This is a genomic window from Sinosporangium siamense (genome assembly GCF_016863435.1).
Lineage (GTDB): Bacteria > Actinomycetota > Actinomycetes > Streptosporangiales > Streptosporangiaceae > Sinosporangium > Sinosporangium siamense.
Window position 1 is genome coordinate 1 of sequence record NZ_BOOW01000018.1, and the last position, 14,643, is coordinate 14,643.

At 66.0% G+C, this 14,643-nt stretch carries 14 protein-coding genes; 6 read left to right on the plus strand and 8 right to left on the minus strand.

What is annotated here, in order from left to right:
• Positions 1 to 379: 379 nt before the first annotated feature.
• Both Ssi02_RS13390 and Ssi02_RS13395 read right to left on the minus strand, forming a co-directional pair.
• On the minus strand, positions 380 to 634 hold the full coding sequence (locus tag Ssi02_RS13390; RefSeq protein ID WP_204025410.1) for a WhiB family transcriptional regulator: 255 nt from the start codon (positions 632 to 634) through the stop codon (positions 380 to 382).
• 280 nt (positions 635 to 914) lie between these two features.
• Positions 915 to 1,955: a diacylglycerol/lipid kinase family protein gene (locus Ssi02_RS13395; protein WP_204025411.1), complete on the minus strand. Its 1,041-nt coding sequence runs from the start codon at positions 1,953 to 1,955 to the stop codon at positions 915 to 917.
• Positions 1,956 to 2,203: 248 nt separating this feature from the next.
• Between Ssi02_RS13395 and Ssi02_RS13400 the strand changes: the two genes are divergently transcribed.
• The gene (locus tag Ssi02_RS13400) at positions 2,204 to 2,596 is read left to right on the plus strand and encodes a hypothetical protein (RefSeq protein ID WP_204025412.1); all 393 of its coding nucleotides are present in this window, start codon (positions 2,204 to 2,206) and stop codon (positions 2,594 to 2,596) included.
• Positions 2,597 to 2,708: 112 nt separating this feature from the next.
• Here Ssi02_RS13400 and Ssi02_RS13405 read toward each other — a convergent pair whose 3' ends face one another.
• The 3 genes from Ssi02_RS13405 to sodN form a co-directional block, all read right to left on the minus strand.
• Positions 2,709 to 3,488, minus strand: coding sequence for an RNA polymerase sigma factor SigF (locus Ssi02_RS13405; RefSeq protein WP_204025414.1), 780 nt, complete (start codon positions 3,486 to 3,488; stop codon positions 2,709 to 2,711).
• Between the two features lie 17 nt (positions 3,489 to 3,505).
• The gene (locus Ssi02_RS13410; RefSeq protein WP_239128888.1) at positions 3,506 to 3,934 is read right to left on the minus strand and encodes an ATP-binding protein; all 429 of its coding nucleotides are present in this window, start codon (positions 3,932 to 3,934) and stop codon (positions 3,506 to 3,508) included.
• Between the two features lie 175 nt (positions 3,935 to 4,109).
• The gene (gene sodN, locus Ssi02_RS13415) at positions 4,110 to 4,511 is read right to left on the minus strand and encodes a superoxide dismutase, Ni (RefSeq protein WP_204025416.1); all 402 of its coding nucleotides are present in this window, start codon (positions 4,509 to 4,511) and stop codon (positions 4,110 to 4,112) included.
• 210 nt (positions 4,512 to 4,721) lie between these two features.
• Here sodN and sodX point away from each other — a divergent pair, with 210 nt between their 5' ends.
• The 3 genes from sodX (at position 4,722) to Ssi02_RS13430 (ending at position 8,261) form a co-directional block, all read left to right on the plus strand.
• Positions 4,722 to 5,030 carry a nickel-type superoxide dismutase maturation protease gene (sodX, locus tag Ssi02_RS13420; RefSeq protein WP_204025418.1) on the plus strand — a complete coding sequence of 103 codons (309 nt, stop codon included), beginning with the start codon at positions 4,722 to 4,724 and terminating at the stop codon, positions 5,028 to 5,030.
• Positions 5,031 to 5,216: 186 nt separating this feature from the next.
• Complete coding sequence (locus tag Ssi02_RS13425) at positions 5,217 to 6,416, plus strand: NAD(P)-dependent malic enzyme (RefSeq protein ID WP_204025420.1); 1,200 nt, start codon at positions 5,217 to 5,219, stop codon at positions 6,414 to 6,416.
• A 486-nt stretch (positions 6,417 to 6,902) separates the two neighbouring features.
• A complete protein-coding gene (locus Ssi02_RS13430; RefSeq protein WP_204025421.1) occupies positions 6,903 to 8,261 on the plus strand; it encodes an NsdA family TPR-like regulatory protein in 1,359 nt (452 codons plus the stop codon).
• 42 nt (positions 8,262 to 8,303) lie between these two features.
• Here Ssi02_RS13430 and Ssi02_RS13435 read toward each other — a convergent pair whose 3' ends face one another.
• From Ssi02_RS13435 to Ssi02_RS13445, 3 genes are all read right to left on the minus strand, one after another.
• Complete coding sequence (locus Ssi02_RS13435) at positions 8,304 to 9,578, minus strand: trypsin-like serine peptidase (RefSeq protein WP_204025422.1); 1,275 nt, start codon at positions 9,576 to 9,578, stop codon at positions 8,304 to 8,306.
• Positions 9,579 to 9,716: 138 nt separating this feature from the next.
• Positions 9,717 to 11,255, minus strand: a complete 1,539-nt coding sequence (locus tag Ssi02_RS13440) for a trypsin-like serine peptidase (RefSeq protein WP_204025423.1) — start codon at positions 11,253 to 11,255, stop codon at positions 9,717 to 9,719.
• Positions 11,256 to 11,654: 399 nt separating this feature from the next.
• Positions 11,655 to 12,821, minus strand: a complete 1,167-nt coding sequence (locus Ssi02_RS13445) for a trypsin-like serine protease (protein ID WP_204025424.1) — start codon at positions 12,819 to 12,821, stop codon at positions 11,655 to 11,657.
• Positions 12,822 to 13,689: 868 nt separating this feature from the next.
• Between Ssi02_RS13445 and Ssi02_RS13450 the strand changes: the two genes are divergently transcribed.
• A complete protein-coding gene (locus tag Ssi02_RS13450) occupies positions 13,690 to 14,220 on the plus strand; it encodes a hypothetical protein (protein WP_204025425.1) in 531 nt (176 codons plus the stop codon).
• The gene (locus tag Ssi02_RS13455) at positions 14,184 to 14,603 is read left to right on the plus strand and encodes a hypothetical protein (protein WP_204025426.1); all 420 of its coding nucleotides are present in this window, start codon (positions 14,184 to 14,186) and stop codon (positions 14,601 to 14,603) included. The genes Ssi02_RS13450 and Ssi02_RS13455 overlap by 37 nt, the downstream gene beginning before the upstream one ends.
• The last annotated feature ends 40 nt before the right edge of the window (positions 14,604 to 14,643 follow it).

A 14,643-nucleotide genomic window follows, 5' to 3' on the forward strand; every position in this document is an offset into this window, starting at 1 on the left:
GGAGCGCTGCCTTTGGGGAGCGCTGCCTTTGGGGAGCGCTGCCTTTGGGGAGCGCTGCCTTTGGGGAGCGCTGCCTTTGGGGAGCGCTGCCATGTGAGGCCGCGGTCACGTCGTCGCGGGTGCCCGGCCTCGCCCGGCGCCGGATACGCAAAGATCTCGCAGTGCCCCACTGCGAGATCCCGCTCTCAACGCCCTTGGGGGTCCGTCGGATGTGGAGGTCGGCCTGCTGAAATCCTCAGAAAGGCCGGGCCGTTGTCGTTAGCGGTCTGGGTCCGTGGAAGACTATGTGTTCTTCACCGCAAGACGCCGGAGCGAGAGCAGGTGGAAGTCTCCAGAAGATGTCGGCTGTCAAGGTCGGGGGCGCGAAGGCCCCTGGGGGTCAGACCGAGGCGCGTGCGCGTGCGCGGGCCGTGCGGCGCTTGAGGGCGCGACGCTCGTCCTCGCTCAGGCCGCCCCAGACGCCGGCGTCCTGGCCGGACTCAAGGGCCCACTTCAGGCAGGCTTCGCTGACGGTGCACTGCCTGCAGACCTGCTTGGCTTCCTCGATCTGCATCAGCGCGGGGCCGGTGTTGCCGATCGGGAAGAACAGCTCGGGGTCCACGTCACGGCAGGCAGCTCGGTGGCGCCAGTCCATGCGTTCCACTCCTTCGTGTGAGGAGCCTCTTGCGCGGCTCCTAGTGCGGCAAACGCTTGTGAAGCATTTCACTAGCCGTCGCGAACAGGTCCCGGCCCATGGAGGTCCGGGGGGTTCGTATGATCGCCGGGCCTGTGAGGTGCAGGTCCACCGCAAAGGTCCTACGTTCCGACGTCATTCTTGAGAGTGTCAGCCACGCTCAGTACACGCAAGAGGTTTGGACTGAAGTTTTGACGGTCATGGATGTCGGATCCGTCACACTATGACGGAATGTAACCAACTAGACCAGAACTTGTAACGCTTGCGGGATAGAGCGGAAGGTCACCCGCTCACGTTCGCCCAGGTAGTCGCCGTCCAGCTGGAACGCCGTCGGCCGCTCCGCCGTGAGTGTGAATTCGGCCTCATCGTGCAACTGGAAGAGGTTCCGGCCGATCGGCAGAGTGTCCCGCTCGCCCAGAATCTGCGGCACGAGGGCCAGGATGTTGCTCAGCTTCAAACGGCGCAACCCCAGCATGTCGAGACCGGTGTCGAAGCTCGACCACGGCGTGGGGGTCACCGGATATTGTCCGACATATGTCCAGGGAGAGGTGTTCGTGATGATCGCCATGAACACTCCGTCGGTGGAAGAGATGCCTGGCCCCTCGACCGACATCGCCGCGTGCCGCCGGTCGGTCATGAGGAAGTGGCGCAGCGCCGTGCCCATGTAGAGCGTGTGCCTCGCCGTATATCCCGCGCTTCTGAGGCCCTCCACGGCCCGGATCACCTCGGCGTCGTAGCCGAGACCCGAACAGAACGTGAAGTATCTGCTCTCGTCCTCCCAGAGCGCCTGGCCGAGCCCCACTGAACGGCGGCGTCCGTCGCGCAGCGCCTCCAGGATCGCGCCGGTGGCCTCCACGGGGTCGTTGGGCAGGCCCAATGCCCGCGCGAAGACGTTCGCGCTGCCACCGGGGATCACCGCCAGCGCCGGCCGCCGTGCTGCCCCGCCGTCGACGGCCGGCCTGGACCGGCCCCCGGATCTTGTGCGGGGGGCACGTCCGCCGGGACCGTCCGTATCGGAGCCGGCCGGGGGAGCATGATCGTCGAGGTCGCTTGGGGTGAGCAGGCCGTTGACGGTCTCGTTGACCGTTCCGTCGCCGCCGAGCACCACCACCACGTCATAACCCTTGGCGTGAGCGTTGCTCGCCAGGACCGCCGCGTGCCCGCGATAACACGTTTCCTCCACGGAAAGATCGACGGCCGCGCCGAGTGCCCGGATGAGCACGTCGGTGGTGCGCGAATGGGTGGTGGTCGCCTTCGGATTGACCAGGAGCATGGCCCGCATGTCGCCAGCGTATCCGGCACCACACACGTCTCAGGTCCCGCAGCCGGAAGGAGACCGGCCTCACCTGGCCCGGCGGGAATATACGCGATATATACGCCTCCTCTACAGCGGCGGAGCAGAGTGTTTGTCGTACGGGGGAATGTGGAGCGCGGGTCGTTTCGGGGGACGGCGGGAAATCCGCTAGAGACGGCCCGCGCCACTGCACGCCTCGACCGCGCCCGAGGTGTGCTGCGAGTAGGGTTTCCAGCGTGTCGAACCGTCCGCTGCCCCTGTATCTCGCCGCCGTCGTCGTCGCGCTCGAGGGCCTGACCGCCCTCGGGCTCGGCGCTTCCGTCGCGGTCGAGACCTTCGCAGGCTCCCCGGAGAGCCTCACCTCGTCGATCGGCGTGGCCGTGTTCGGCGTTCTGGTCGGGGCCGCGCTGCTGTGGGTGGCTTACGGGCTGCTGCGGGGCGAGCGCTGGGGGCGCGGGCCGGGCGTGGTGGCACAGATCTTCCTCGCCCCGGTCGCGGTCACATTGATCCAGTCCGACCGCTATGTGATGGGCATCGTCGTGGCGGTCGTCGCCGTCCTCGGCCTCGTGGGCCTCCTGGCCCCCGCTACCACGGCGGTCCTCTACCACGACGACGACAAACGTCGCTGAAGTCCCTTCACGGGCTTGGACGGGCTATCCGGGGAGGAAAACCTCGTGGCCCCGGCTCCGCGCTGGTGAGCGGAGCGAGGGCCACGGTGGGTGGTCTTGGGGCCTCCGGCGGTCAGTCGTCGGCGGTGAGGCCCTCGCGGAGCTGGGCGAGGGTGCGGGCGAGCAGACGGGACACGTGCATCTGCGAGATGCCGAGCTCCGTCGCGATCTGCGACTGAGTCATGTTGCCGAAGAACCGCAGCAGCAGGATGCGCTTCTCACGCGGTGGCAGGCGCTCAAGCAACGGCTTAAGCGACTCGCGGTATTCGACGCCCTCCAGCGACTCGTCCATGATGCCGAGCGAGTCGGCCACGGCCGGCGCGTCGTCGTCGCCGGAGTCGGGCGCGTCCAGAGACACCGTGGAATAGGCGTTGGCCGACTCCAGGCCCTCCAGGACCTCTTCCTCGGTCATCTGCAGGTGTGTGGCCAGCTCCGCCACGGTGGGCGCGCGGCCCTCGCGCTGGGACAGCTCGCTGATCGCCTTGGTGAGCGACAGCTTGAGCTCCTGGAGCCGCCGCGGCACACGGACGGCCCACCCTTTGTCGCGGAAATGGCGTTTGATCTCGCCCACGATCGTCGGGGTGGCGTAGGTGGAGAACTCCACCCCTCGAGCGAGGTCGAACCGGTCGATCGACTTGATCAGACCGATCGTCGCCACCTGCGTGAGGTCGTCGAGCCACTCCCCGCGGTTCCTGAACCGGCGGGCGAGGTATTCCACCAAGGGCAGGTGGAGCTCCACGAGCTCGTCCCTGATCCGCTGGCGCCGAGGATCGTCACCGGGCAACTCCGCCAGTTCCGCGAAGAGCGTGCGCGCGCGCACCCGGTCGGGCACCGCACTGTCGCTGGCGGCCATGGCTCGAGTCCTTTCCGTCACGCCGGCCTCGCCGCGCCTCGGCGCTTGCGCAGCACGATCGCCATGCGGTCGGGGGAGTCGGTCGCCGCCTCGACGTCGTCGGCCAGAGCGGTGAGCACCATCCAGGCGAAGTCATCACGCTTCGGTGGAGACGTGAGCAGAGTGTTGACCTCGACTCTCACCTGCATCTCCTGGCCGGTCAACTCGAACTCGGCTGTGAGATCGGTGCCGGGGACCGCCTGAGTCAGCAACATGGCGCAGGCCTCGTCGACCGCGATCCGCAGGTCCTCGATCTCGTCCAGGGTGAAGTCGAGCCGCGCGGCAAGCCCGGCGGTAGCCGTGCGCAGCACCGACAAATAGGCGCTCGCAGCGGGCAACCGGACGCTCACCACGTCGCGGATGCCACCGGAGACGTCCGTAGCACGCGCCGCCATTTCGTCTGTCACGTTCCTCCTCGTGCAGAGCCGCTTAGTTGCAACCTACAGCCACTCGACCCCTGCTTGCGGACTGAGACTCGCGATGAGGTGAAAAAGGTCAGGCCCCGTGTGGGCTTGTCACCACACGGGGCCTGTTCGCCTGAGATCGGGTGAGGCGTCGCCTTCAATCGATCAGCGAAGTGATCTAGGCGGCCTTGGTGGCCCAGAAGATCTTCGAGATCTCGTCAATCTTGGCGAGCAGCGTCTCGGCCTTGTCGACGTCGACCGTGCCCTTGGCGCCGGCCGCGCCGGCGAGCTTGGTGGCGTCCCAGAAGAGCTGGTGAAGCTGAGGGTACTGCTCAAGGTGCGGAGGCTTGAAGTAGTCGGTCCACAGCACCCAGAGGTGGTGCTTGACCAGCTCGGCCCGCTCCTCCTTGATCGACAGCGCGCGGCTGCGGAAGACGGGGTCCTCGTTCGCCGCGTACTTCTCCATGATGGCCTTGACGGACTCCGCCTCGATCCGCGCCTGCGCCGGGTCATAAACGCCACAGGGCAGGTCACAGTGCGCGGACGCGACCTGCGCGGGCCGCATCAGTCGTGTAAGCATCGGGGAATCCTTCCGTGATGCTGGGTGTCAGTTTGATCCATGAGGGTTCCTTGCCGGGCCTGGCCGGCCCGACACCGAACCGCCCCGGCGGCGCGGCACGGTGCTGTCGGCCTCGGCGGGGTCTCGGCTCTCGGAGAGAACAAGAAACGCTCACTAGCGACCTTACTCGCGCCCGATGCGGAAATGCCTGCCTGGGAGGGCCTTTAGACGATGAGAGTCAGAGTTGAGGGCGAATCCATGCTGCCCGCGCTCCGCCCCGGCGATCGGCTTCTGGTATGTCTTCGCGCCCAGATCAGGCCGGGAGACCTTGTCCTGGCCCGGCTGCCGGGGGCGGAGGACACGCTGATCGTCAAAAGGGCCGCCTGGGCCACTGAGCAGGGATGGTGGGTGGAAAGCGACAATCAACGGGCAAGCGGGCGTAAAGACAGTTGGGATTTCGGTCCCGTCCCGGCATCGCTGCTGGTGGGAAGGGTCGTGCTGTGCTATTGGCCGGTCCGGAGGGCGTGGCTGCGCCCCTAGAGGCCACCACACGCAGATCATGCGGAACCGTGTGACACAATCGAGCGACGGGTGACCCCCGTGCCCGCAAGGCGTCACTCTCATCGTGAGGTGAGGTCACCGGCGGCCACCAGTGCCGCCACCGGAGTGCACCTCGGAGTGCCGTCTCATGGAAGGAACCCGTCCGTCTTACCTTCAGGGGTCGCTGTGGCCGTCACGCCAGTTTCTGTTTCTCATCCGTATCCGCCCGATCTGGACTCCGACCCGGCATTTGCTTTGCACCGGGGCGGGAAGCTTGAAGTCCGATCTACCGTCCCAGTTAACAATGCCGACGACCTCGCGCTCGCGTATACGCCTGGGGTCGCCCGGGTCTGCACCGCGATAGCCGAGCAACCCGCCCTGGTGAACGACTACACCTGGGTCTCCAACACCGTGGCCGTCATCACCGACGGCACCGCCGTTCTCGGCCTCGGAGACATCGGCCCCGCCGCCGCTCTGCCGGTCATGGAGGGCAAGGCACTGCTTTTCAAGCAGTTCGCCAACGTGGACGCCGTGCCCATCGGCCTCGACTGCACCGAGGTCGACGCGCTCGTCGAGACCATCGTGCGCCTCGCCCCCTCCTTCGGCGGCATCAACCTTGAGGACATCAGCGCCCCGCGCTGCTTCGAGGTCGAAGACCGGCTGCGGCAGGTGCTCGACATCCCCGTCTTCCACGACGACCAGCACGGCACCGCCATCGTGGCGCTCGCCGCGCTGACCAACGCCGCGAAGCTCACAGGGCGCCCCCTGGCCGAGCTGCGTGCCGTGGTGGCGGGCGCCGGCGCCTCGGGGGTCGCGGTCACGCGGATCCTCCTCAACGCCGGCATCGGCGACATCGCCGTGTCCGACTCCAAGGGCATGATCTACGAGGGCAGGGAGGGCCTCAACTCCTTCAAGGCCGCGCTCGCCCGCGACACCAACCGCGGCGGCTACACCGGCTCCACCGAGGAGGCGCTGGCCGGGGCCGACGTGTTCGTGGGCCTGTCCGGCTCGACGGTCTCCGAGGCCGCCATCGCCTCGATGGCACCGGGGGCGATCGTCTTCGCCCTCTCCAACCCGACACCCGAGGTTCACCCCGAGGTCGCGCGCAAGCACGCCCGCGTGGTGGCCACCGGCCGATCCGACTTCCCCAACCAGATCAACAACGTGCTCGCATTTCCCGGTGTCTTCCGCGGCGCTCTTGACGTCCGCGCGTCGACGATCACCGAGAACATGAAGGTCGCCGCCGCGGTCGCCCTGGCCGAGGTGGTGGGTGACGACCTCAGCGAGGACTACGTCATTCCGAGCCCGTTCGACGAGCGGGTCGCCCCCGCCGTCACCGCCGCTGTGGCCGCCCAGGCGCGCCTGGACGGCGTCGCTCGCCTTTGAGCTTTCTTCGCTCCTTGAGCTTTTCGCCCGAGCTCTTGTCGGTCCCCGCCCTGTGCGGGGACCGAGGCATTTAAGGGGGCGGCGGCCGACTATGCCTCTGCCGCAGGGTGGGCTTTTGCCGTACGAATCTGTTGTCCGCGGTGGCCGTCGCGGCAAGATCTACGGCAGGGGTCCGGGTTGTGCCATGGATCGGTGAAATCACGTGGGATATCGGAACGCCCTCTCCGCTGTTTGGAGAGGGCGTTCCGCGCATTCGCCGTGGGATGCGGAAAAAAGTCGATCTTGACCTGGGGTCACAACCCGAGTGGGTCCCGATTCTCCTGGTCGTCTATTTCGGTAACCTTTCCGAACGTCTAATATCGATGACGCAACGTGATATAACAAGGACCCTCTGTCACCACTCTGGGTAAAGGGCCGCTCCCCGTGCGGCGCGCGCAGGCGGGGGAGGCTCCAAGTCCCGCCCACCCCGACCGCCGGAGGAGAGCCATGGAACGCGCGCCCAACCGATTACTTCAACGACTCATCGCGGAGGCCGGCTTCTCCCATAAAGGGCTGGCCCGGCGGCTCAACGACCTCGGCACCGCACGCGGCATCGGGGGTCTGCGATACGACCACAGTTCCGTCCTGCGTTGGATCGGTGGTCAGCGCCCCCGCGACCCGGTGCCCGACCTGCTGGCCGAGATCTTCGCCCTGCGGCTTGGCCGTCCGGTCGGCTCCGGAGATCTCGGCATGCCCGCCTGCGCGATACCCCTCGACCTCGGACAGGAGTTCACGCGCACGTGGCAGGAGGGGATCGCGGCGGTGACTGCTTTGTGGCGTGCTGACGTGGAAAGACGTCGATTCTTACTCGACTCGACATTCGCCATCGGCGCCGGGTCCGCCGGTGCCGTGCGCTGGCTCACCTTGCCGACGGAAGGCCATCCGACCGGCAAGGGCATGCGGCGCGTGGGAATGTCCGACATCGCGGCCATCAGGGAGGTCACCAGGTCCTTCGGGGAGCTCGACAACCGCTTCGGCGGCGGCCGGGTGCGCTCTGCGGTCGTGAAATATCTCGACACGGCGGTCAGTCCGCTGCTCCATGACGGCTCGTACGGCGACGCCACCGGCCGTGAACTCGCCTCGGCCACCGCCGAGCTCACCCGGCTCGCCGGCTGGATGGCCTACGACCTCGAACAACACGGACTCGCCCAGCGATACCTCCTGCAGGCCCTGCGCCTCGCCAGAGGCGCAGGCGACCACAGCCTCGGCGGCGAGATCCTGGCCGGCATGAGTCACCAGGCCATCTACATCGGGCAACCCTCCCACGCCCTCGACCTCGCCCGTGCCGCCACGCTCTCCGCCCGCCGCGTCGGCGTGCATACGCTCCTCGCCGAAGCCCACGTGCTCGAAGCCCATGCGCTGGCCGCCCTGGGCGACCGTGCTTCCTGCTCCGCCGCACTCCACGAGGCCGAACTCGCCTTCGACCGCCGCCGGCCGGGCGACGAGCCCGAGTGGCTCGGCTATTTCGACGAGGCGTATCTTTCCGCGAAGTTCGCGCATTGCTTCCGGGATCTCGGCGACGGGGCCCGTGCCGTACAACACGCGCGGCGGTCGCTGGAGATGGACACGCGTTATGTGCGGGGGCGCATGTTCAACCTGTCGCTGCTCTCCGCCGGGCTGATTCAAAGCGGCGATCTGGACGAGGCGTGCGTGGCCGCGGCCGACGCACTGGAACTGGCCGCCGAACTTCAGTCGGCGCGCACGCGCACATATGCCGCCGACCTGCGAAAGCGGCTTGAGCCCTTCGAAGGGGAATCCCCGGTGCGTGCGCTCACCGAGCGCACAAGGGAATTGACCTCGGTGTGAAAACAGGGGTCCGCTTTCGCCGGCGGACCCCTGTCCTGCCGATTACTTCAGGAGCTGGCCCTTGTCTCCGACGATGCGGGACGACTGGATGCCGTTCGCCTTGCTGTAGACCCCGTGCGTCTCACCGTCGAAGTACGGCGAGCTGATGTGGTCCACGCGGTTGTTGGCGTCCTGGTCGTGGAAAACGCTGGTGACGCCGTTGATGTAGCCATAACGCTTGGTGTTGTCGTAGCGGATCACCCACGGGCCGCCGTCGGCGCCGCCGGTCATCGCGCACTTAAGCGCCACGTGGTCGGCGACCTTGTAGTCGCTGATCTTGTAGGTCTTCGCCAGCGGCTTGCCGGTGCAGAACTTCGGCGTCACACCGGTGAACGGCTTGTCGCCGTCCGGGTGCGGCGACCCCGGGTAACCGAAGGCGATGACCGGCTCGCCGATCTTCTGGTTCCAGGCGAAGCCGAGCGCGCCGACCGCCGAGGCCAGGCTCCCGGTGTCCTTGGCCGCGCCCACGATGTAGCGGTTGCGGTAGTAGGCCGAGCCCTTGGTCCAGTAGTCGCCGGGATACTTGGCGGCGCCCTCGTTGTACTGCTCCTGAGCGGTCTTGCCGCCCGGGATGTCGATGATCTCCTCGGAGTAGGAACGCTTGACGCCGTTCCACTCGGAGTAGTCCTTCCGGTCGACGTCCTTGGCGCCGATCTCGGAGAAACCGTTGTAGACCGCGACGAACGCGTAGTCCTGGTCGTAGTCCTCGTAGACGTCGAGCGCGTAGGAGGTGACCGCCTGCTTGCCGACGTAGATGCCGTAAGGGGCCTTGCCCTGGTAGTACGAGGGAACGAAGACCCAGCGGTCCAGGACGTCCTTGTTGCCTTCCATGTCGTATACGCAGTGCCCGGCGGTGGCGACCAGGTTGCCGTAGCGCGACTGGACGGACGCGCCGGAACACCAGCGGTACTCGCCCTTATGGTCGACGAAGAAGACCTTGCCGATGGTCCTCGGCAGGTTGACGTTCTTGACCTTGGCGGTCGTGGCCGGCTTCGGGCCGATCATGCCTGGCTTGCCGTCGGTCACGTCACCGCTGCTGCGAACCAGCTTGGTGACGTCCTTGGCGTCCCAGACATACTCCTGGGCCTTCCTCATGGCCGCGCCGTTGGCGTCCAGCCAGAAGCGGGCTGCGCCGTACGCCTCGGCGGGGGAGGAAAGCAGGAGGTCGGAGGCGTAGGCGGGGGACGCCTGCGCGGGGCCGCCGAATGCGGAGGCGGCGAGTACGGCTGTCGCCGCCAGGGCGCCTAGGGGGAGTAGGCGCTTGGCACGGTTGGACACGGCAACTCTCCAGGTGCTGTGAAGAAGTCTTGCGGCTTTACCCCAGAAAAGGCCGTGGGGCCCGGCAGATGCCGAGCCCCACGGTTTTTAGCGCTTTGGTTCGAACCCAGGGTTTGGACCCCTGCGTCCGGGCGGCGACTACTTGAGCACTTCGCCGTTCGGGCCGACGATCTTGCCGGACCAGAGAGCAGCAGCCTTGTCGTAAACGCCCTTGGTCTCACCGTCGAAGTAGGCCGAGGCCACGGTGTCCCAACGCTCGTTCTTGTCGGTGTCACCGATGACGCCGGTCACACCGTTGATGTAGCCGAGACGCTTGGCGCTGGTGTAACGGTAGATCCAGGGACCACCGTCAGAGCCACCGGTCAGGGCGCCGCTCTTGATGCCGACGAGCTCCTCGGCCTTCAGGCTGAGAGCCGTAGCCTTGACGGTCTTGCCGTACGCCCACTTGAGCACAGTGCCGCTGTAGGGACGGTTGCCGTCGGGGTGCTCGCCACCCGGGTAGCCGAAGACGAAGACCGGGATGCCCAGCTTCTGGTTCCAGGCGAAGCCCTGCGAACCAACGTTGCTGTGCAGGGTGCCACGGTCGACAGCCTTGCCGATGACGTACTTGTCGATGTACCACTCGGCGTCGGCACCGGGCTTCACCCACTGCTTCACGAAGTAGTGGCTGATGAAGTAGTTGCCCTTGCCGTCCGTGGACTTGGTGCCGCGCGGCTTGTCCTTGTCGGCCTTCTTGTCGTCAACGTGGGCCTTGTACTGGGCCTCGGTGACGGGCTCGTTGACCACGTAGGCCTGCGCACCAGGCTTGTGCACTTCCGGCTTGTCGGTCGTGGCGTCGTACACCGACTTGATGACTTCCTTCGGAGCGTAGACCGCACCGGGGTAGTCGGGGCCAACCGGAGCCGGGTCAACCTTGGACTTGTACTCGCCAGTCCCGCCCTTGGCCAGCCACTCGTCGTAAGCCTTCTGGTCGACCTTGACCTTGTCGATCCACTTGTCGCCGATCCACTTGTCGTAGTCGGCCTTGCTCACAACCTGCTTGTCGCCCAGCGAGAAGCCGTTGTAGACGTTGACGAACGCGTAGTTCTTGTCAAAGTCCTCGTAGACGTCGAAGTCGTAGTGGGTGAAGGCCTGCTTACCCACGTAGACGCCCCAGGGAGCCTTGCCCTGGTAGTAGCCCGGGATGAAGATCCACTTGTCCAGGACGTCCTTGTTGCCGTCCACGTCGTAGACGCAGTGGCCGGCGGTGGCAACCAGGTTGCCGTACTTGGACTGGATGGACGAGCCGGTGCACCAGTAGGCCTTGCCATCCTTGAGGAAGAACACCTTACCGGTGGTCTTCGGCAGGTTGACGTTCTTGACCTTGGAGGTCGGCGCAGTCGACTGGCCGATCAGACCGGGCTTGCCGTCCGAAGCCGGAGCACCGGAGGAGCCCAGCGTGTGACGCTTGACGGCCTTGTAGTCAAAGGCGTACTGCGTCGCGCGCTTGAGGTCGTCGCCCTGGGACTTCAGCCAGAACTCGGCGGCGCTGTAAGCGACGGCCGGGTTGGCGGCGAGCTGGTCGGTGGCGACCACGGGGGCGGCGGAAGCGGGGGCGGCCAGGCCGGCGCCGATCATCGCGGCGGCGGCGATGGTGCCACCCAGGGGCAGAACCAGGCGCTTAACTCGGGTGTTCATTACAGCTCCTTGCGCTGATGTGGGGCGCCTCTTGCGTCCCAGGCGTCAGTAAAGGGATAGCCAGGACCATACAGTCCTGATCTTGAAAACTGGAACCCGCTTCGCGCAGAAACGTCGGCCCCTAAGGGCCTGTGACCGTTTCGTGATGTTTAAAGTGGCTCTTTACCTGTCCTGGGGTTTCGGAGGGTGAGGACAGTTTTCCCAGATCGCGGGAAGGTTGTGAAAGGTGTGACGTATGAGAGGTAAGGGGGCGTATACGGTGCGTGACGTCGCTGATGTGACGCAGATCACATCGCCAAGATGGCACCGAATCGGCGCGGCCCACGTCTAACGCGCCCGAAAGCCGAGAGCCCCGGCGAAAACGCTGGGGCCCTCATACGCACGAGATGCGAAGAAACGCTACGGAAGGGCGATTTTCTCAGCGTGGCGGTAGGCCGCCAGCGTGTAGGCGCCGAAGTAGCTCGACGAGATCGCGTCGAATCTCCCGTCGACCTTCAGGTTCCAGCTGAGGCTGTTGATCCCGTTGAGGAAGCCGCTGCCGGTTGCCGGGTTGTAGTCGACGACCCACGGCCCGCCGCTCGCGCCGGCGGAGAACATGCAGTTGCCGATCATCAACCCGTTGTTGAGCAGGTAAGTGGGGGACTTCGTCACCGTCGTGCGTCCCGAGCACACGTGAACGGTCCGCCCGTTGAAGGGGCGGCTGCCGTCGGGCTGCGGTCCCGAGGGATAACCGAAGGTCTGGGTCTGGTTGCCGGCACCCCGCGAGGTAAGCACCTTCAGCCCGCCCACCTTGTCCTGCAGCCTGCCGACCTCAGTGCGCTTGTATGTCACGGCGCCCTTGGCGTCCTTCTGCTCCGACCAGGTGAAGCCCTTGTGCACTGTGACGAAGGCGTAGTCGTGGTCGTAGTCGCCCTTGCCGGGGAAGTCCTCATGCATGGTCAGCGTGTGCCCGACGTAGATCCCGCCCTCGATCCCGCTCTCCGGGCTGGGAATGAAGATCCAGTACTGCGCCGCCTCGTAGCGCCGCACGTCATATGCGCAGTGGCCGGCGGTGGCGACCAGGCTCCGGTTCTTGGCCTCGACGGAGGTCGCCGAGCACCAGTACTCCTTGTTGTTGAACTTGAAGAAAACCTTGCCGACGGTCTTCGGAGTGATCGGGGCGCTCCCCTTCGCCGGCATGCCTGCACCGACGCTCGTGCCCGCCTCGGCGAGGCTCGGGGTGGCGGGCTTGGTGGGTGCCGGGGTGGAGGCCGTAGGAGAGGACGTCGGCCCGACCTTGGCTCCCGGGCCTGCGGGCGTGTAGCTCTCCGCGCGCTTGATGCGCTCCGGCTGCCAGTACTGCGCGACCTTCTCCCGCTCCGCGGCGGTCTTCGCGAGCGCGACCGTGAAGAGCTTGGTCTCCGTCGTGTCGAACGGCGGAGCCACCGTGCTGTGGGCCGCGAGCGCGGTCTTGCCCTCCGTCGGGAGTGTGCCCATGGCGTTCGCCGGGAATGCGCTCACGGCGAGCACGCTCGCACCCATGAGGCCGCAGAGCGCGGCCAGGAAGCGCCTCACCGGGGGGAACACGAGGGCCATACCTTTCATGGTCGTTGGGGGTTACGCAACTGTAAGGGGTGATTTTTCCAGATCAACATGGATCCGGATAGCTTGATGGAGTGATCCGGTTTGAGTCCGTTACCTGATCAAGCTTGTCTTTTCCCTGATAAGACGTCTGTGAAGGGATGGCGAGATCGGATTAGTGCGATCTCTCCCTCTCTTAACTGTGCGCTTTTTGCCGCCTGCCCAGAGTGACCATTACGACGATTCAAGCATCGTTTTGGCTGTTCAGGGGCGTGGCCGGGGTCTGGTCGCCGACCGGAAAAATCATATTGATCGTTTCCGGTTTCCTGTCGAGGGCTTCGGCGTCCGCGGGGTGGCCGCGTACTTGTAGATGCCCTACGTGCCACCGTCGAAGTACGCAGTTGTGGCCCTGCCGTCGCGCTTGTTTCCGGCGCCTTCGCGGGTGAGAGAGATCACTTCGCGGGGGTATGCGTTGTGCTTAGCGCCCGACTAGTTCATCGGGAACGATCCACCGGGAACATGCACCTGAGCAGTGGCTTGCCGTTCTCAGCCGCTCATGGTGCTCCTCGGTGCATCAGTGGTGGTGGCCTCGCCGTACCGGCCGTGGAGCGCCCAAGGGACACCACAATTACACGAAGAGGTAGAAGTGACCGTAACAGCGTGATCATTCGTATATGGTCACAAATCAGACAGGGGGCGCTAGCGATACAACTTTGTTATCGAAACGAGGGAACCGATCTTCGTGTGCGTGCGTCCAACGGCCCTTCCGGTAGGGATGGGCCCTGCGGACGACAGGTGTCTCACCCGCCGGTCATGGAATTTGAGGTCAGGCTCACGGTGCAATAAGGGACACTCCCCGCGACAGGAACATGACGTGGCCGTCGACGCAGATGACATCGTCCAGGCGGAGCCCCCCGGCGGCGGGCCTCGGCGATGGATCGGCCTTGCCGTACTCTCCGTGCTCATCGCCGTGCCCGCCGTGGCGCTGATCGTCGACTACGAGCCGCTGCCGCCGGCGCCGGTCGCCCCCACCGCCACGCCGGTGAAACGTGCGGCGACGCCCCCCAACGAGATCTATCCGAAGATCAGGAAGGTGGGGAAGCGGGAGGTCGTGCGCGTCGTCTTCCCCGACGGCAGGCGGGCCGAGATCTCCTACCCGGCGAGGTTCCCCGTCGCCTCTTTAGGGGTGTCGCCCGGTTTCCGTGAGGCGATGCTGGGAGACGACAGGTTGACGCGCAGGGTCATCATGGCCCCGCAGTGGGGGCAGCTCCCACTCATCACGCAGGCGGGGAAACTACGCGACCTCACCGATACGTCGCCCTTTATCCGTCGTCCAGCACGCAATACACCTACTCCCATAAAGGGCATGTGCTGGTCTTCACCTTCGGCCCGTGGTCGCTCGTGATGCAGGACGACGTCGAGGGCCTCGACTTCGACCAGCGCATGACGTGGGCCCGTTCCCTGCGCGGTGAGGTCGACCGTGACGGCTGGCTGACGTTGTCCGCCGAGCCCCCGCTCACCCTGCGCGACGCCAAGAGCTCCAGCCTGCGCGGCCCTCACCTGGTCTTCGCCGACCGGCACCGGGCGCTCGCCCTGATGCCACATGAGTCCTGCGCCCGCTTCGGCGACCTCAGTCGTCTGCCCTTCCGCGACCGGCCCGGCGCCATAAGCCGCCTGGGGCCGGAGTTCGACAAGATCTTCTGCCGAGGGGACTATCTGGTGTGGGTCACCGGTGATCCGGAATACACCGAGGGCCTGCGCAAGGGGTTCCGGATCACTCCAAGGTGACGCGACACAGATGAAGTGGGCGCAAGCCGTACAAGCCCTT